The 17,825-nt window shown below is 70.0% G+C and carries 17 protein-coding genes; 11 read left to right on the plus strand and 6 right to left on the minus strand.

From position 1 onward, the window contains the following. Positions 1-3: 3 nt before the first annotated feature. Genes zwf through tkt form a run of 4 tightly spaced genes read right to left on the minus strand, consistent with a single transcriptional unit; the run spans position 4 to position 6,467 of the window. Positions 4-1,554 (minus strand): glucose-6-phosphate dehydrogenase, encoded by a 1,551-nt coding sequence (gene zwf / locus HDA40_RS33230; protein ID WP_253761745.1) that lies wholly within the window; start codon positions 1,552-1,554, stop codon positions 4-6. A gap of 1 nt (position 1,555) precedes the next feature. Then, the gene (locus tag HDA40_RS33235; protein WP_253761746.1) at positions 1,556-3,175 is read right to left on the minus strand and encodes a phosphoglucose isomerase-related protein; all 1,620 of its coding nucleotides are present in this window, start codon (positions 3,173-3,175) and stop codon (positions 1,556-1,558) included. After that, entirely contained in the window at positions 3,172-4,353 is a 1,182-nt protein-coding gene (gene tal, locus HDA40_RS33240; RefSeq protein WP_253761747.1) for a transaldolase, read from the minus strand. The genes HDA40_RS33235 and tal overlap by 4 nt, the downstream gene beginning before the upstream one ends. Positions 4,354-4,364: 11 nt before the next feature. Further along, positions 4,365-6,467: a transketolase gene (tkt, locus tag HDA40_RS33245; protein ID WP_308197794.1), complete on the minus strand. Its 2,103-nt coding sequence runs from the start codon at positions 6,465-6,467 to the stop codon at positions 4,365-4,367. Positions 6,468-6,896: 429 nt separating this feature from the next. Between tkt and HDA40_RS33250 the strand changes: the two genes are divergently transcribed. The 3 genes from HDA40_RS33250 (at position 6,897) to HDA40_RS33260 (ending at position 9,253) form a co-directional block, all read left to right on the plus strand. Continuing rightward, positions 6,897-7,790, plus strand: a complete 894-nt coding sequence (locus HDA40_RS33250; RefSeq protein WP_253763902.1) for a heme o synthase — start codon at positions 6,897-6,899, stop codon at positions 7,788-7,790. A 192-nt stretch (positions 7,791-7,982) separates the two neighbouring features. Then, positions 7,983-8,309, plus strand: coding sequence for a hypothetical protein (locus HDA40_RS33255; RefSeq protein WP_253761748.1), 327 nt, complete (start codon positions 7,983-7,985; stop codon positions 8,307-8,309). Positions 8,310-8,344: 35 nt separating this feature from the next. Then, entirely contained in the window at positions 8,345-9,253 is a 909-nt protein-coding gene (locus tag HDA40_RS33260; protein ID WP_253761749.1) for an ATP-grasp domain-containing protein, read from the plus strand. Here HDA40_RS33260 and HDA40_RS33265 read toward each other — a convergent pair whose 3' ends face one another. Together HDA40_RS33265 and HDA40_RS33270 are read right to left on the minus strand one after the other, a co-directional pair. Next, positions 9,254-9,580, minus strand: coding sequence for a hypothetical protein (locus HDA40_RS33265; RefSeq protein ID WP_253761750.1), 327 nt, complete (start codon positions 9,578-9,580; stop codon positions 9,254-9,256). A gap of 32 nt (positions 9,581-9,612) precedes the next feature. Continuing rightward, the gene (locus HDA40_RS33270) at positions 9,613-10,626 is read right to left on the minus strand and encodes a COX15/CtaA family protein (RefSeq protein WP_253761751.1); all 1,014 of its coding nucleotides are present in this window, start codon (positions 10,624-10,626) and stop codon (positions 9,613-9,615) included. A 117-nt stretch (positions 10,627-10,743) separates the two neighbouring features. On the opposite strand from HDA40_RS33270, the gene HDA40_RS33275 reads away from it, so the two are divergent. The 8 genes from HDA40_RS33275 to sufC all read left to right on the plus strand — a co-directional run bounded on the left by HDA40_RS33275 (position 10,744) and on the right by sufC (position 17,821). Next, positions 10,744-11,613 carry an ABC transporter substrate-binding protein gene (locus HDA40_RS33275; RefSeq protein WP_253761752.1) on the plus strand — a complete coding sequence of 290 codons (870 nt, stop codon included), beginning with the start codon at positions 10,744-10,746 and terminating at the stop codon, positions 11,611-11,613. A 71-nt stretch (positions 11,614-11,684) separates the two neighbouring features. Next, positions 11,685-12,488: an amino acid ABC transporter permease gene (locus tag HDA40_RS33280; protein ID WP_253763903.1), complete on the plus strand. Its 804-nt coding sequence runs from the start codon at positions 11,685-11,687 to the stop codon at positions 12,486-12,488. Next, positions 12,485-13,231 carry an amino acid ABC transporter ATP-binding protein gene (locus HDA40_RS33285; protein WP_275978359.1) on the plus strand — a complete coding sequence of 249 codons (747 nt, stop codon included), beginning with the start codon at positions 12,485-12,487 and terminating at the stop codon, positions 13,229-13,231. Before HDA40_RS33280 ends, HDA40_RS33285 begins: the two co-directional genes overlap by 4 nt. A gap of 193 nt (positions 13,232-13,424) precedes the next feature. Then, positions 13,425-14,123, plus strand: coding sequence for a helix-turn-helix transcriptional regulator (locus HDA40_RS33290; RefSeq protein ID WP_253763905.1), 699 nt, complete (start codon positions 13,425-13,427; stop codon positions 14,121-14,123). Then, positions 14,123-15,538, plus strand: coding sequence for a Fe-S cluster assembly protein SufB (sufB, locus tag HDA40_RS33295; RefSeq protein ID WP_253761753.1), 1,416 nt, complete (start codon positions 14,123-14,125; stop codon positions 15,536-15,538). Before HDA40_RS33290 ends, sufB begins: the two co-directional genes overlap by 1 nt. Then, entirely contained in the window at positions 15,538-16,731 is a 1,194-nt protein-coding gene (sufD, locus tag HDA40_RS33300) for a Fe-S cluster assembly protein SufD (protein ID WP_253761754.1), read from the plus strand. Before sufB ends, sufD begins: the two co-directional genes overlap by 1 nt. Then, complete coding sequence (locus HDA40_RS33305) at positions 16,728-17,060, plus strand: non-heme iron oxygenase ferredoxin subunit (RefSeq protein WP_253761755.1); 333 nt, start codon at positions 16,728-16,730, stop codon at positions 17,058-17,060. The genes sufD and HDA40_RS33305 overlap by 4 nt, the downstream gene beginning before the upstream one ends. Continuing rightward, complete coding sequence (gene sufC / locus HDA40_RS33310) at positions 17,057-17,821, plus strand: Fe-S cluster assembly ATPase SufC (RefSeq protein WP_253761756.1); 765 nt, start codon at positions 17,057-17,059, stop codon at positions 17,819-17,821. The genes HDA40_RS33305 and sufC overlap by 4 nt, the downstream gene beginning before the upstream one ends. Positions 17,822-17,825 lie beyond the last annotated feature (4 nt).

Consider the following 17,825-nt stretch of genomic DNA (forward strand, 5'->3'; position numbering starts at 1 on the left):
CTCCTATGCCCGGCGCCAGGTGCGGCCCTCGCGGGCCAGCATCTCGTCCGCCTCGATCGGCCCCCAGGTACCGGCCCGGTAGGGGTCGGGTTTGGTGCCGGCCCACGCCTCTTCGAGCGGGTCGACCACCCGCCAGCTCTCCTCGACCTCGTCGGCGGTCGGGAACAGCGTCCGGTCGCCGATGAGGACGTCCAGGACGAGCCGCTCGTACGCCTCCGGGCTGGCCTCGGTGAAGGCCTCGCCGTAGGAGAAGTCCATCGCGATGTCGCGCAGCTCCATCGCGGTGCCGGGGACCTTCGAGCCGAACTTGAGCACGACGCCCTCGTCCGGCTGCACCCGGATGACCAGCTGGTTGTTGCCGAGCAGTTCCACGTCGTCGGGGTTGAACGGCAGGTGCGGCGCCTTCTTGAACAGGATCGCCACCTCGGTGACCCGGCGCGGCATGCGCTTGCCGCAGCGGATGTAGAACGGGACCTCGGCCCAGCGCCGGTTCTGGATGCCCAGTTCGACGGCCACGTAGGTCTCGGTCGTCGAGGTCGCGGGGACGTCGGACTCCTCCAGATACCCGGCCACCGGCTCGCCGGCCACCCAGCCCGCGGTGTACTGGCCGCGGACGGTGCCGGTGGCGATGTCGCTGGGCAGCTTGATGGCCCGCAGCACCTTCAGCTTCTCCGCCCGGATCTCGCTCGCGTCGAAGCTCGTCGGCTCCTCCATCGCCACCAGTGCGAGCAGCTGCAACAGGTGGTTCTGCAGCACGTCCCGCGCGGTGCCGACCGAGTCGTAGAACGCCGCCCGGGTGCCGATGCCGACGTCCTCGGCCATCGTGATCTGCACGGAGTCGACGTACTTGGTGTTCCAGACCGGCTCGAACAGCGCGTTGGCGAACCGCAGCGCCAGGATGTTCTGGACGGTCTCCTTGCCGAGGTAGTGGTCGATGCGGAAGACGTCCGGCGCGGTGAACACGTCGTCGACGAGGTCGTTGAGCTTCTTCGCCGACTCCAGGTCGTTGCCGAACGGCTTCTCCACGACCACCCGGCGCCAGCCGCCGGACTTCTCGTTGCTCGCCATGCCGGTCCGCTCGAGCTGCTTGAGCACGGTCGGGAAGGCGGCGGGCGGGATGGAGAAGTAGAACGCGGCGTTGCCCTTGATGCCGTGCGTCTCCCGCAGGTCGTCCAGCGTGGCGGCGAGATGGTCGAACCCGGCGTCGTCGTCGAACGCGCCGGCCACGAACTTGATGTTGCCGACCAGCCGCTGCCACACCTCCTCCCGCCACGGCGTACGCGCGTGCTCCTGGGCGTGCTGGCGGGCGAAGTCCTCGAAGTCGCCGTCACCCCAGTCCCGCCGGGCGTACCCCAGGACGACGAAGCCGGGCGGCAACATCCCCCGGTTCGCCAGGTCGTAGATCGCGGGAATGAGCTTCTTGCGGGACAGGTCGCCGGTCACGCCGAAGATGACCAGGGCGCAAGGTTCGGGAATGCGGGGCAGTCGCCGGTCCTGCGGATCGCGCAGGGGGTTGCGCGGCCCCGTCTCTTCCTTTCTCCGGGCGAGGGACACGTCAGGCTCCCAAGATGCGGGCGGCGTCGAGGAGGCGGGCCACCCCGGCGCGCCGGTCGTTCAAGTGCAGGTGCAGCAGCGGACGGCCCCGCCCGGCCAGCGCCTGCCGGTCGCCGGCGGCCTGTGCCGCCTGCAGCTCGCCGAAGGTGTAGGGGCGCCCCGGAACCGGGAGGTCGTCGGTGACCGCGCCGGTGATCTGGAGGAACGCGCCGACCTGCGGGCCGCCCTTGTGGAACTGGCCGGTCGAGTGCAGGAAGCGCGGCCCCCAGCCGAACGTGACCGGCCGGCCGGTAGCGGTGGCCAGCAGTGGGCGTACCTCGGCGGCCTGGGCGTCGGCGACCCGGTCCAGGTAGGCCATGACGGCCACGTAGCCGTCCGGGCCGACCTGCTCGGTCAGCCACCGCAGGGCGGACTCCACATCGGACACCTCGGCCGAGGAGTAGCCGGCGACCGGGCCGTCGGTGAAGGTGGCCGCCACCATCGGCGTACCGGACTCCAGGATCTTCTTGGTGTTCTCCTTGGACTCCGTCACATTCGGCTGGTCGAACGGGTCGATCCCGATGACCCGGCCGGCGATGGCGGTGGCGTACTCCCAGGCGAGGAACTGCGCGCCGAGCGGGCCGTTGACCGCCACGGTGCCCGGCGTCGCCGGAGCGGTGACGTCCTGCGGCCCGCCGACCAGCACGGTCAGCACGTCGTCGCCGGTGGCGCCGGGCGCGGTCGGCGACTCCACCACGACAGGCAGGATGCCGAGGCCCTGCTTGCCGGTGGACTCGGCGATCAGCTGCTCGGCCCAGTCGCCGAGGCCGACGATGCCGCTGCCGTCCTCGGCCAGGCTCACCTTGTCCCGGCCGGCCTGCGCGGCCGCTCCGAGCAGGGTGCCGAGCGCCAGCGCGGGATTGCCGTCCGCCTCGGCCAGGCTCGGCGTCAACGCCTGCGCCTGGTCGAGCAGGTCGGCCACGTCGACCCCGGCCAGCGCGGTGGGCACCAGGCCGAACGCGGTCAGCGCCGAGTAGCGGCCGCCCACGTTCGGGTCGGCGAGGACGACGAACGCGCCCATCTCGCGCGCGGTCTGCTCCAACGGGGAGCCCGGATCGGTCACGATGACGAACCGGCGGCCCGCCTCGGCCTCGCTGAGCCCGGCGTCCAGGAACGCCTGCCAGTACGCCCGCCGGTGGCTGTCGGTCTCGACGGTCGACCCCGACTTGCTCGCCACGACGACGACGGTCCGGTCCAGCCGGTCGGCGATGGCCGCGCGTACCTGATGGGGGTCGGTCGTGTCGAGGACGGTGAGCGGACGGCCGAGCGTACGCGAGATGACCTCCGGGGCCAGCGACGAGCCGCCCATGCCGGCCAGCACGACGTGATCCAGGTCGGCCAGTTCCGTGGCCAGCTCGGCGAGCTGGGGGAGCAGGGCACGGCTGATCTCGGCGGCGTTCAGCCAGCCGAGCCGGACGGACGCCTCAGCCTCGGCGGCCGGACCCCACAGCGAGGGGTCCTGAGCCGCCAGTTTCGCCGGTACGCCCGCCGCGACCAACTCGTCCCGGGCCTGGGTCGCGACCGGGGTGTCGACGCTGTCCGCCCGGACCGCCAAGCCCGCCGCGAATTCGACCTCACTCATGCCTGCTCCAGCTTCGCCGCGATCCCGTCGAGCAGCTCGGTCCAGCTGGTCTCGAACTTCTCCACACCTTCGGTCTCGAGCACCTCGACGACGTCGTCCATGTCGACGCCGACCGCACGCAGATCGTCGAGGACCTGCTGGGCCTCGACGAAGTGGGTCGTGATGGTGTCGGCCGAGACGGCCGAGTGGTCGTCGGCGGCCCGCATCGTCTTCTCGGGCATCGTGTTGACGGTCCCCGGCGCGATCAACTCGTCGACGTAGAGCACGTCGGAGTAGTCCGGGTTCTTCGTGCCCGTCGACGCCCACAGCGGACGCTGCGGCCGTGCTCCGGCCGCCTTCAGCGCCGCCCAGCGCTCGCCGCCGGCCACCTCCAGGAACGCCTGGTACGCCAGCCGGGCGTTGGCCACGGCGGCCTTGCCTCGCAGCGCCAGTGCCTCGGGCGTACCGATCTTCTCCAGGCGTTTGTCGACCTCGGTGTCCACCCGGGACACGAAGAACGACGCGACCGACTCCAGCTTGGTCAGGTCGTGCCCGTTGGCCTTGGCCTGCTCCAGCCCGGTCAGCCAGGCGTCCATGACGGCCCGGTAGCGCTCCAGCGAGAAGATCAGCGTCACGTTCACGCTGATCCCGTGGGCGAGGGTCTGGGTGATCGCCGGCAGACCGGGTTCGGTCGCCGGGATCTTGATGAAGAGGTTCTCCCGGTCCACCAGCCACCACAGCTGCTTCGCCTCGGCGACGGTCGCGTCGGTCGCCATGGCCAGCCGTGGGTCGACCTCGATCGAGACGCGGCCGTCGGTGCCCTCGGACGCGTCGTACGCCGGACGCATGACGTCACAGGCCCAGCGCACGTCGTACGTCGTGATCATCCGGGCTGCCTCGTCCACCGTCACCTTGCGTACGGCGAGGTCGTGCAGCTGCTCGGCGTACAGCTCGGAGCCCGCCAGCGCGGCGGCGAAGATGGTCGGGTTGCTCGTGACGCCGACGACGTGCTGCTCGGTACGCAGCTTGTCCAGCCCGCCGCCTGCGCCACTGTGGTCGGTCCCGGCCGTCCTCCGGTCCTCCGGGCTCACGCCCTTCGGCCCGATCGAGCGACCGGAACCAACAAGCCGTTCCCGCGAGATGTCGTCCAGCCACACCGCTACCCCAGCGGCGGAGAGCTTCGCAAGGTTGCCTGCCATCACCAGTCTCCTCAGTTCCCGGTCGTCTCACCCTTGATGGCGCCGATGCGCGACAGGCTCGCGCGCGCGGCCGCCACCACGTTGTCCGGCGTGAAGCCGAACTTCTCGAACAGCACCTGGTAGGGCGCGGACGCGCCGTAGTGCTCGATGCTCACCGACTCGCCGTCCGGGCCGACCAGGTCGCGCCACGACATCTCGACGGCCGCCTCGACGCTGACCCGGGCCCTCACGCTCGGCGGCAGGATCAGGTCGCGGTACTCCCGGTCCTGCGCCCGGAACCACTCCTGGCACGGCACCGAGACGACCCGGGTGGCCAGCCCATCGGCCTCCAGGCGCTCGCGCGCGGTCAGCGCGATCGGCACCTCGGAGCCGGTGGCCATGATGATCACCTGCGGCTTGCCGTTGCCCGCCTCGGCCAGGACGTACGCGCCCTTCGTGAAGTCCTCGTAGGACACGCTGGCCGGGTCGAGCACCGGCAGCGCCTGCCGGGTCAGCACCAGGCCGGTCGGCCGGTCGACGTGCTCCAGCGCGGCGCGCCACGCGTACGCGGTCTCGTTGGCGTCGGCGGGGCGGACGACGTCCAGCCCCGGGATCGCCCGCAGCGCCGAGAGGTGCTCGATCGGCTGGTGCGTCGGGCCGTCCTCGCCGAGGCCGATGGAGTCGTGCGTCCACACGTAGGTCACCGGCAGGCCCATCAGCGACGCGAGGCGTACCGAGGGCCGCATGTAGTCGCTGAAGACCAGGAAGGTGCCGCCGTAGGGCCGCGTCTTGCCGTGCAGGGCGATGCCGTTCAGGATGCCGCCCATGGCGTGCTCGCGGATGCCGAAGTGCAGCGTCCGGCCGTACTCGTGACCGGGGAACTCCTTGGTCGCGAACTCGGCGGGGATGAACGACGGCTCGCCCTTCATCGTCGTGTTGTTGCTCTCCGCGAGGTCGGCCGAACCGCCCCACAGCTCCGGCAGGACCGGCGCCAGCTTGTTCAGCACCTCGCCCGAGGCGGCCCGGGTCGCGATCGCCTTGCTGCCCGCGGGCCACTCCGGCAACGACGCGGTCCAGCCTTCCGGGAGCGTACGCGCGAGGAGGCGCTTGAGCAGCGCCGCGCGCTCCGGGTTGGCCGTGCTCCAGGCGTCGAACCGCTGCTGCCAGGCGGCGTGGAGGTCGCCGCCCCGGTCGCCGACCGCGCGGGCGTGCGCGAGTACTTCGTCGTTGACGTCGAAGCTGGCGTCGGGGTTGAAGCCGAGGATCTTCTTCGTCGCGGCGACCTCGTCGGCGCCCAGGGCGGAACCGTGGATCTTGCCGGTGTTCTGCTTGTTCGGCGCGGGCCAGCCGATGATCGTGCGCAGCGCGATGAAACTCGGCCGGTCGGTCTCGGCCCTGGCGTCCTGCACGGCCTGCCAGAGCGCCTCGACGTCCTCCTCGTACTTGCCCGTACGCGTCCAGTCGACGCGGGCGGTGTGCCACCCGTACGCGGCGTATCGCGCGACTACGTCCTCGGACTTGGCGATGCGGGTGTCGTCCTCGATCGAGATCTCGTTGTCGTCGTAGATCATGATGAGGTTGCCGAGCTTCTGGTGGCCGGCGATGGCGCTGGCCTCGTGGCTGATGCCCTCCTCGATGTCGCCGTCGGAGGCGAAGACGAAGATGTTGTGGTCGAAGATGCTCTGGCCGACGGCGGGCTCCGGGTCGAGCAGGCCGCGCTCGCGGCGGGCCGCCATCGCCATGCCGACCGCGTTGGCGATGCCCTGGCCGAGCGGGCCGGTGGTGGTCTCGACGCCGCGAGTGTGCTTGTACTCGGGGTGACCGGGAGTCAGCGAGCCCCACTGCCGCAACTGCTGCAGATCCGACAGCTGAAGGCCGTAGCCGCTCAGGTAGAGCTGAATGTAGAGGGTCAGGCTGCTGTGCCCGCAGGACAGCACGAACCGGTCCCGGCCCAGCCAGTGCGGATCGGCCGGATCATGCCGCATCACCTTCTGGAAGAGGAGGTACGCCGCCGGCGCCAGGCTCATCGCGGTGCCGGGATGCCCGTTGCCGGACTTCTCGACCGCGTCCATGGCCAGCACCCGGATCGTGTCGACGGCGCGCTTATCAAGATCAGACCAACTCAACTCGGCCACGGTGCTTCCTGCTCCCTGCATATGTGATGGTCCGGCCAGCGCTCGCGGCTGTTCGCCAGATGTGCAGGAACAGCGTGAGCTTCCGGCCGGAGTGTGTCTCGGGCGGCCACGGTGTCGCCTTTCCCCTCAGACCCTACAGATCGTGTGCACGGTGCGTACGCGATCTCCCTCACTTCCCCCGGGCGCGCCGTGCTATGCGGATCGCGGCCCGGCAGGGTGCCGTTGGTTCCGGTCGAGCCCGGTCCTCGCGGCTGACCACGCCGCGTCGAGCCGGACCGGCCGGTGGTGTGATCGGTCGCACCTCGGCGGGGCTGAAAAGGTCTGCGCTGGTGCTTGGCTTACCCTCTAGCGGTGAGCACGCTCGCCGCTGAGCCGGCCTCTCCCGTAGATCTCCCCCCACGCGACTCCGCCACCGACGAACCCGCGGTCATCGAGGGTTCGCACGCGCGACGTTCCGTGCGTGCCGTCGTCTCGGCGTACGTGGCGCTGACCAAGCCCCGCATCGTCGAGCTGCTGCTCGTCACGACCGTCCCGGCGATGATGCTCGCGGCCGGCGGCGTGCCCTCGATCGGGCTGATGCTGGTCGTGCTCGTCGGCGGATCGCTGGCGGCCGGGGCGGCCAACGCGCTCAACTGCTACATCGACCGCGACATCGACCAGCTGATGCGGCGTACGTCGCGGCGGCCGCTGCCGCGGCACACCGTGTCGCCGCGGTCGGCGCTCGTCTTCGGGCTGGTCCTGGCGGCGGTGTCGACCCTGCTGATGGCGGTCTTCACGAACTGGCTGGCGACCGCGCTGACCGTCGCGGCGGTCGTCTACTACGACGTCGTCTACACCCTGTGGCTGAAGCGCACCACCTGGCAGAACACGGTGTGGGGCGGCGCCTGTGGGGCGGCCCCGGTGCTGATCGGCTGGGCGGCCGTGACCGGCTCGCTGTCGTGGGCGGCCTGGCTGATGTTCGCCATCGTGTTCCTGTGGCAGCCGCCGCACTTCTACGCGCTGGCCATCAAGTTCAAAGACGATTACGCGCGGGCGGGCATCCCGATGCTGCCGGTGGTCCGCTCGCTCCAGCGTGTCGGCCTGGAGAGCGTCGTCTACACGGCGCTGACCCTGGTGGCGTCGGTGGCGTTGTGGCCGTTCGGGATGAGCTTCATCTATGGCGTTCCCGCGATCGTGCTCGGCGTGCTGTTCCTCAAGCAGGCCTGGGACCTGTACGGTCAGGCCCGCCGGGGCGAGAAGGTGCGACCGATGAAGATGTTCCACTGGTCCACGACGTACCTCACGTTGCTCTTTGTGGCAATCGCCATCGATGCCGTAATCTGACGTAGCTGTCCGGACACGCCCGATTTGCTGGGGGCGAAAGAATCATGCCAGTTTGATGGTGTGCTATGTCCGGTATTGGCCGGGATGAAAGTGGACATTCCCCGTTAACCCCGCTGACCCCGCGTCGTAACACGTGTCACAGAAGGCCCTCGAACGCGCCGCGGTCCGTGACGTTCTGCTTATCGTCATGGCATGGCAGATGGTTCCGATACGACTCTCACCCTCGAATCTCCGGCCCTGGAGAAGACCCTCGTCTCCGGGATCAAGGGATTCGCCGGTGAGCACGGCGGGGCGAAGGCGGTCATCGAATTTCTCGGGCGGCGCGGCGCGCGCGTCGTACTCGTCGGCAACGACGGCGGCTGGGGAGACCTGGTCGCGCCGAGCACCGATGTCGCGCGAGCCGCGTGCGAGGAGGCCGGGGTGCCGGTGGAAAACGGCTGGGAGCGCGAGCTCGTCGAGCTGATGCGGCCGAGCAACGACCTGTGGCGTTCGATGGGCCGGCGGCAACTCGCCCGCTGATCGTTCGGCACAGCCCCTCTTGTAATCTTTGCAGCGTGAATAACCCCTTACTCGTAGGCGACGCGACCCGGGCCCAGGCCCGGGTCGCTCTCGTTACCTGCCGGGATCTTCCGGCGCTGGAGGACGACGACCGCCTCCTGCTCGCCCCGCTGGCCGAGCGCGGCGTGACCGCGGAACCGGTGAGCTGGGACGACGCCGAGGCCGACTGGGCCGCCTACGATCTGATCGTCCTCCGCTCGCCGTGGGACTACTTCTACCGCTACGCCGAGTTCCTGGAGTGGATCGGGCGGCTGCCCGCCGGCCGGGTGCTGAACCCCGCCGGCGTCGTGCGATGGAACACCGACAAGCGGTACCTGCGCGAGCTGGCCGAGGCCGGGGTGCCGGTCGTGCCGACGCAGTGGATCGACGCGGGGGACACGTTCACCCCGCCCGCCGGGGAGTACGTCGTCAAGCCGGCCGTCAGCGCCGGCAGCAAGGACACCGGCCGGTACGGACCGGACGACACCGACCTGGCCCGGGCCCACGTCCAGCGGCTCCAGCAGGCCGGCCGGCTGGTCATGGTGCAGCCCTACCTGCCCGCCGTCGACACGTACGGCGAGACCGCGCTGCTGCACTTCTCCTCGCCGGAGAGCGGAGAGCTGGAGTTCAGCCACGCCATCCGCAAGGGACCGATGCTGGCCGGGCCGGACACCGGGACCGACGGCCTCTACGTGCCCGAGGCGATCACCGCCCGGGACCCGTCCGAGGCGGAGTTCGCGCTGGCCAAGCAGGTGCTGGCAGCTGCTCCGACAGGGCTGCTCTACGCTCGCGTGGACGTCATCCCCGGCATCGACGGGTCGCCCGTCCTGGTGGAACTGGAGCTGACCGAGCCCAGCGTCTTCCTCGCGTACGCGGATGGAGCCGCGGAGCGGTTCGCCGACGCGATCGTGGCGCGCCTGAGCTGATCAGGCAGGGGAATCGCCGAAGGCGCGGGCCTCGTCGAGACCGTCGCGCAGCCGCCGCTGGAGATCCTCCAGGCAGCCGGCCGTGTCGTCGGCCTTCTCCTGGGCCACCGCGAGCAGCTCGGCCGCGCGCTCGAACAGCGGCGCGGCCTTGGCCGGTTCACCCTGCCGGACCAGGGCCGCGATCGACTCGACGACCTGCCCGGCGGCTTCGGCGTACCTGATCGCGCCCCAATAGTCGAGATCCGCCTCGGCGCTGAACGCCGTTTCGACCGCGCCAGCCAGCGCCGCGGGGTCGATCACGGCACGCCGGCGCAGAGAGGGGGACACGCCGCACATCATGCACCGCCCGGTGCCTGCGGTCACGACCTTTCTCGGGCACCGGTCGCGTTTGCAACCGTCAAGTTATCTTCCAGTGACCGACCGGCTGACTGACGGACCAATGGCACGGGTCGGGCCGGGAGCACCGCCCACCACACGCGCAGCGCGGCGATCCAGACCAGACTCGCGCCGAACATGTGCACGCCGACGAGCACCGGCTGCAGATGCGTGAAGTACTGGACGAACCCGATGACGCCCTGTCCGGCCAGGACGCCCAGCAGGACCAGGGTCGCGGCCGCGGCGGCGGTCGCGCGGACCGCCCGCAGGGCCAGCCAGGCCGCGGCGGCCAGGCCGAACAACAGGAACACCAGGTCCGCGTGGACCTGCGAGATCTGGGCCGGATCGAGGCCGTTGCGGGCCGCGCCCTGGTCGCCCGCGTGCGGTCCGCTGCCGGTCACCATCGTGCCGATCACGAGTACGCCCACCGCGGCGGCCTGGATCAGGCCGACCAGCCAGCGCAGTTCCCGGGCGACGGTCACGCGGGTCGGCGCGAGGTGCGGGTCGGCGTCCAGTGTGCTGCGCCAGAACCCGAAGGCGGCGAAGATGATTCCGATGCTGACCATGAAGTGCAGCCCCACGATCCAGGGGTTCAGGTTGGTCAGCACGGTCAGGCCGCCCCAAGCGGCCTGGGCCGGGATGCTCAGCGCGGTCCAGAACGACCAGCGCACCATCGACCGGGCCTGACCGGGGTCGCCGCCGGTCGCGCGGATCCGCTTGGCCGCCTGGCGGGCCAGCAGGAAGCCGAGGACGGCGAGGATGGCGACGACGAAGGTCAGCAGCCGGTTGCCGAACTCGATGGCGCCGTTGACGCCCATCTCGCGGGTGGCGACCAGGGATTCGCCGGTGCACTTGGGCCAGGTCGGGCAGCCGAGCCCGGATCCGGTCAGGCGGACGGCTCCGCCGGTGACGACGATGCCGACGTTCGCCGCGAGGCTGGCCAGGGCGGTGCCCCGCAGCAGCTTCGGCGCCGCCCATACCTCACGCAGCTCACCCACGCCGCCGAGCATAGCCAGCGCACGGATGTGGGCTGCCTCACCGTGCCGTGTCCGGCTGCCGGAACGGTCACACCCTGTTCACCGGCGATCTTCGACGTGGTCTCTATGCTGCGTTCCATGTTCCGCCGACTTGCTCCGGCCACCCTGGCCGCCGCCCTTCTTTCCGCCGCCGCGCTGACCGCGTGCGCGCCCGCCGACGAGACCCCGTCGTCGTCGGCCTCCGCCTCCGGAGCCGCCTGCACCAAGGACTCCCTCAAGACGCTCGCCGCCGGGAAGCTGACCATCGGCACCGACGAGCCGGTCTACGAGCCGTGGTTCGTGGACAACAAGCCCGACAACCAGAAGGGGTTCGAGGGCGCGGTCGCGTACGCCGTGGCCACCAAGCTCGGCTATGCCCCCGGTGACGTCGTCTGGACCCGCGTGACGTTCAACAACGCCATCGCGCCCGGGGCGAAGCCGTACGACTTCGACGTCAACGAGTTCTCGATCACCGAGGACCGCAAGAAGGCGGTGGACTTCTCCTCGCCGTACTACGACGTCCGGCAGACCGTCATCGCGCTGAAGTCGTCGAAGATCGCCGGGGCGAAGTCGATCGCCGACCTCCAGGCGGCCAAGCTGGGCGCTCAGGTCGGCACGAGCAGCTACACCGCGATCGCCGAGGTGATCAAGCCGACCGGGCAGCCGTCGGTGTTCAACAACAACGACGACGCGAAGAAGGCCCTGCAGAACGGTCAGATCGACGGCCTGGTCGTCGACCTGCCGACGGCGTTCTACATGACCGGCGCGGAGATCGAGAACTCGCTCATCGTCGGCCAGCTGCCGGCGACGACCGGCCAGGCCGAGCAGTTCGGCCTGGTGCTGGACAAGGGTTCGGCGCTGACCTCCTGCGTCAGCCAGGCGGTCGACGCCCTGCGCGCCGACGGCACGCTGACCAAGCTGCAGCAGACGTGGCTCGCGCAGTCCGCGGGCGCGCCCGAACTGTCGTGACCGATCCGGTCCTTCTCTCGGCTGCCACGGCCCCCGCGCCGTGGCAGCCCAGCGCGGTCGAACGCGGACGGATGGCGTACCGGCGGCGGCGGGCGATCCTGTCCGTCCTGATCGCGGCGGTCTCGACGGCCGTCGTCGGGGTGCTGCTGGCCGTCGCGGTCACCGGCGCACCCGGCTGGGACCGGGTCAAGTCGTCCTTTCTGGACTGGAATGTCGCCGAGGACGCCCTGCCGGAGATCCTGCACGGCCTGCTGCTGAACCTTGAGCTGCTGGTCTTCTGCGCCGTCGGGGCGCTGCTGCTCGGGCTGGTCGTCGCCATCCTGCGTACGCTGCGGGGTCCGGTCGCCTTCCCGGTCCGCGCGCTGGCCACCGGCTACACGTACACCTTCCGGGGTGTGCCGCTGATCATCGTGTTGTACGTCATGACCCTCGGCGTACCGGGACTGCGCTTGCAGGGCATGCCCTCGACGCTGGTCCTGGGCGGGGTCGCGCTGGTCATCACGTACGGGGCGTACCTGGCCGAGGTGTTCCGGGCCGGGATCGAGTCCATCCATCCGAGCCAGATCGCCGCCGCCCGGTCGCTGGGCCTGACGTATCGGCAGGCGATGCGGCACGTGGTGCTGCCGCAGGCCGTCCGCCGGGTCGCGCCGCCGCTGCTCAACGACACCGTCGCCCTGCAGAAGGACGTCGGCCTGGTGTCGCTGGCCGGTCCCATCGACGCCGTACGCGCGGCGCAGATCCAGGTCGCCGAGACCTACAACTTCACCCCTTACATCGTCGCCGGAGTGCTGTTCGTGTTGCTCGCCCTGCCGCTGATCGGCGTGACCGACTGGGTGACCCTGCGGGCCGCCCGCCGCCAGGGAGCCCGGGGATGACGCCCGTGCTGCGCTGCGAGAACCTGCGCAAGTCGTTCCGGGGCAATCTCGTGCTCGACGACCTCAGCCTGGACGTCGCCGAGCACGAGGTCGTGGCGCTCATCGGGGCGTCCGGCTCGGGCAAGTCGACCCTGCTGCGCTGCGTCAACCTGCTGGAGCAGATCGACGACGGGCTGATCCACCTCGACGGCGAGCACATCACCGATCCCCGGGTGGACCCCGACCGCGTACGCCGCAAGATCGGGATCGTCTTCCAGGCGTACAACTTGTTTCCGCATATGACGGTGCTGGACAACATCACCCTCGCGCCGACCCGCGTGCATCGCCGGGTCCGGGCCGAGGCGCGGGAGCAGGCGATGTCCTGGCTGGCCCGGGTGGGTCTGGCGGACAAGGCGGGGGAGTACCCCGATCGGCTGTCCGGTGGGCAGCAGCAGCGCGTCGCGATCGTGCGGGCGTTGGTGAACTCGCCGCGCCTGCTGCTGCTGGACGAGGTGACCTCGGCGCTGGACCCGGAGCTGGTGGGGGAGGTGCTGACCATGATCCGCGAGCTGAAGGGCGAGGGGATGACCATGGTCCTGGCCACTCATGAGATGGGTTTCGCCCGGCAGGTCGCCGACCGGATCGTGTTCCTCGACGGCGGCCGGGTGCTGGAGCAGGGGCCGCCCGAGGAGGTCTTCGGTGCCCCCCGGCAACCCCGTACGCAGCAGTTCCTGCGCCGAATCGTGGAGGCGGGCCGGCTGTGAACGGACATTCGGGGCCGGGGAGCCTCTTGCCGGGGAGGCTCTTGCCGGGGAGGCTCTCGGCCGAGCCGCCAGGAGTGCGGTCGGGCGAGCCGCCGGAGGCAGACAGTAGGCTAGGCTAACTTTCGGTGCTGTGGATCACCGGAGGCGTGGTTTGCGCACCTGAACGTAAATAAGTCACACTGGTGTAGTGGAAATCGCGGCGGCCCGATCCTCCGGGCTTCAGTACGCCCCAGCGGAGGGCGCCGATCGGCGTACCCGCGACCGGGTGCTGGAGTTGCTGGGGCTCGGCGGCGCGACCGCGGCCCAGCTGGGCGACGCGCTCGGGCTGAAGCCCGCAGCCATCCGCCGGCACCTGGACGCGCTGCTCTGCGACGGTCTGGTGACCGGCCGGGACCAGCCGGCGAAGGGCCGGGGCCGGCCCGCGAAGATCTTCTCGCTGACCCGTGAGGGACGTGAGGGGCTCGGCGGCCACACCTACGACGACCTGGCCGCCGCCGCGCTGCGGTGGATCGCGGCCCAGAACGGCGACTCCGGTGTCACCGAGTTCGCCCGCGCACAGGTCGCACAGCTGGAGACCCGCTGCCGCGAGGCCATGACGTCGGCGGGCGAGGACCCGTTGGCCCGGGCGGAGGCGCTGGCTCAAGCGCTGACCGCCGAGGGATACGCTGCCAGCGCCTCCGTGATCGCCAGCGGTGGCCAACTGTGCCAGCACCATTGCCCGGTGGCGCACGTCGCCGCCGAGTTCCCGCAGCTCTGCGAGGCCGAGACCCAGGTGATCGCCCGCCTGGTCGGCTCGCACGTGCAGCGGCTGGCGACGATCGCCCACGGGGACGGCGTCTGTACGACGCACATCCCTGGACAACTACACCAAGTCACGGTGAGGGATAACTGATGACCGAGATCACGCAGGAAGAGCATCTTGCTGCCCTGGGGAAGTACGAGTACGGCTGGGCCGACTCCGACATCGCGGGCGCGTCGGCGCAGCGCGGCCTGAACGAGGCCGTCGTACGCGACATCTCGGCGAAGAAGAACGAACCCGAGTGGATGCTCGACCTCCGGCTGAAGGGCCTGCGCCTGTTCGGCCGCAAGCCGATGCCGTCCTGGGGCGCGGATCTGTCCACGATCGACTTCGACAACATCAAGTACTTCGTCCGCTCGACCGAGAAGCAGGCGGCGAGCTGGGACGAGCTGCCCGAGGACATCAAGAACACCTACGACAAGCTGGGCATCCCCGAGGCGGAGAAGCAGCGCCTCGTCGCCGGTGTCGCGGCGCAGTACGAGTCCGAGGTGGTCTACCACAAGATCCGTGAGGACCTTGAGGAGCAGGGCGTCATCTTCCTCGACACCGACACCGGCCTCAAGGAGCACCCGGAGCTGTTCCAGGAGTACTTCGGCACGGTGATCCCGGTCGGGGACAACAAGTTCGCCGCGCTCAACACCTCGGTGTGGTCCGGCGGCTCGTTCATCTACGTGCCGAAGGGCGTGCACGTGGAGATCCCGCTCCAGGCGTACTTCCGGATCAACACCGAGAACATGGGCCAGTTCGAGCGGACCCTGATCATCGTGGACGAGGACGCGTACGTCCACTATGTCGAGGGCTGCACCGCGCCGATCTACTCGTCCGACTCGCTGCACAGCGCGGTCGTCGAGATCATCGTGAAGAAGGGCGGCCGCTGCCGCTACACCACGATCCAGAACTGGTCGAACAACGTCTACAACCTGGTGACCAAGCGCGCCGTCGCGCACGAGGGCGCGACCATGGAGTGGATCGACGGCAACATCGGTTCCAAGGTCACCATGAAGTACCCGGCCGTCTACATGGTCGGCGAACACGCCAAGGGCGAGGTGCTCAGCGTCGCGATGGCCGGCGAGGGCCAGCACCAGGACGCCGGCGCGAAGATGGTGCACGCCGCGCCGCACACCAGCTCGACCATCGTCTCCAAGTCGATCGCCCGGGGCGGCGGCCGCACCTCCTACCGCGGTCTCGTCCAGGTGCTCGAGGGCTCCAGCCACAGCAAGTCCACAGTCAAGTGCGACGCGCTGCTGGTCGACACCATCTCCCGGTCGGACACCTATCCGTACGTCGACATCCGCGAGGACGACGTGGCGATGGGGCACGAGGCCACCGTCTCCAAGGTCAGCGAGGACCAGCTCTTCTACCTGATGAGCCGCGGGCTGTCCGAGGACGAGGCCATGGCGATGATCGTGCGCGGCTTCATCGAGCCGATCGCCAAGGAGCTCCCGATGGAGTACGCCCTGGAACTGAACCGCCTGATCGAACTGCAGATGGAAGGTGCCGTCGGCTGATGACGACCCTGGAGACCAGCGCACCGCCGAAGACGAAGTCCCAAGCCCTGCGCTCCTACGACGTCGCGGACTTCCCGGCCCTCACGGGGCTGGAGGAGGAGTGGCGGTTCACCCCGCTGAAGAGGCTGCGCGACCTGGCCACCACCGGGTCGGGCGCAGTCGCGACGGGGGCGGCGCCGAAGTGGGAGATCCCGGCGCTGCCCACCGGGGTCACCGTGACCACCGTCGGCCGGGAGGACGCCCGGCTCGGCAGCGTGCTCACGCCGTTCGACCGGATCAGCGCGCTCGCGTACGGGGCCTTCGAGAGCGCCACGCTGATCAGCGTCGCGAACGAGGCCACCCCGGCCGAGCCCATCCAGGTACGCCTGGTGGGCGGCGGCGCGGAGGCGATCGCGTACGGGCACACCTTCATCGAGATCGGCGCGCTCGCCGAGGCGACGCTGATCCTGGAACACACGGGCAGCGCCACGCTGGCCGACAACGTGGAGATCTCGGTCGGCCCCGGCGCGCACCTGACCCTGGTCACCGTGACCGACTGGGCGCGGGACGCCGTGCAGGCGCAGCACCTGAAGTTCCGGCTGGGCCGCGACGCCAAGGTCCTGCACGTGCAGGTCTCCCTCGGCGGCGACCTGGTCCGCCAGTACACCTCGGTCGAGTACGCCGACCGCGGCGGCGACATGAGCGCCTACGGGCTGTACTTCGCGACCGAGGGCCAGCACCTCGAACACCGCCTGCTCGTTGACCACGCCGTGCCGGACTGCCGTTCGTACGTGGGTTACCGGGGCGCGCTGCAGGGTGAGCAGGCGCACACGGTGTGGGTCGGCGATGTGCTGATCCGGGCCGAGGCGACCGGCACCGACACCTACGAGATCAACCGGAACCTGCTGCTGTCCGACGGCGCGCGGGCCGACTCGGTGCCGAACCTGGAGATCGAGACCGGCGAGGTGGCCGGGGCGGGGCACGCCAGCGCCACCGGCCGGTTCGACGACGAGCACCTGTTCTACCTGATGGCCCGGGGCATCCCCGAGGACGAGGCGCGCAAGCTGGTCGTCCGCGGCTTCTTCGCCGAACTGCTCGCGAAGATCCCCGTACCGGAGCTGCACGACCGGCTCGGCGATGTGATCGAGGCGCGGCTGCATGCCGGGGAAGGCTTGCCTGAGCCGCCAGAAGTGCAGTCAGGGGCCTCGGCATGAGTTTCCGCCAGGCCTGTTCCACCGACGACGTCGCCAAGGGCTCGGCCCTGCACGTCGAGGTGGAGGGCGTCGAGATCGCCATCGTGCACGCGGAGGACGACCGGTTCTACGCGATCCACGACGAGTGCTCGCACGCCTCGATCCCGCTGTCCGACGGCGAGGTCGACGGCTGCACCCTGGAATGCTGGCTGCACGGCTCGCGTTTCGACCTTCGGACCGGAGAGCCGACCGGGCTGCCCGCGACCGAACCCGTTCCCGTCTATCCCGTCGAAGTCCGCGACGGTTCTGTCTACGTCAGCCTGGCGTCGAGTAATGGAGTTACCCCATGAGCGTTCTGGAGATCCGTGACCTGCAGGTGTCGGTCAAGCTGCCCGAGGGCGAGCTGAAGCCGATCCTCGCGGGCGTCACCCTGACCGTGCGGTCGGGCGAGACCCACGCGATCATGGGCCCCAACGGCTCGGGCAAGTCGACGCTGGCGTACTCGATCGCCGGGCACCCGAAGTACGAGATCACCGGCGGCACCGTCACCCTCGACGGTCAGGACGTCCTGGCCATGGCGGTGGACGAGCGCGCCCGTGCCGGGCTCTTCCTCGCCATGCAGTACCCCGTCGAGGTCCCCGGCGTCTCGGTGGCCAACTTCCTGCGTACCGCCAAGACCGCCATCGACGGTGAGGCCCCCAAGCTGCGCACGTGGGGCGCGGACCTGAAGGGCGCGATGGAGCGCCTGGGCATGGACCCGGCGTTCGCGCAGCGCAACGTGAACGAGGGCTTCTCCGGCGGCGAGAAGAAGCGGCACGAGATCGTGCAGCTGGAGCTGCTCCGGCCGAAGATCGCGATCCTGGACGAGACCGACTCGGGCCTCGACGTGGACGCGCTGCGGGTGGTCAGCGAGGGCGTCAACCGGGTCAAGGAGACCACCGGCATCGGCACGCTGCTGATCACGCACTACACCCGGATCCTGCGCTACATCAAGCCTGACTTCGTGCACGTCTTCGTCGCCGGGAAGATCGTCGAGGAGGGCGGCCCGGAGCTGGCGGAGAAGCTGGAAGCCGAAGGCTACGAGCGCTACGTCACGGGTGCGGCGGCCTGAGGAG

Origin of the sequence: Hamadaea flava (assembly GCF_024172085.1) — a bacterium.
GTDB lineage: Bacteria > Actinomycetota > Actinomycetes > Mycobacteriales > Micromonosporaceae > Hamadaea > Hamadaea flava.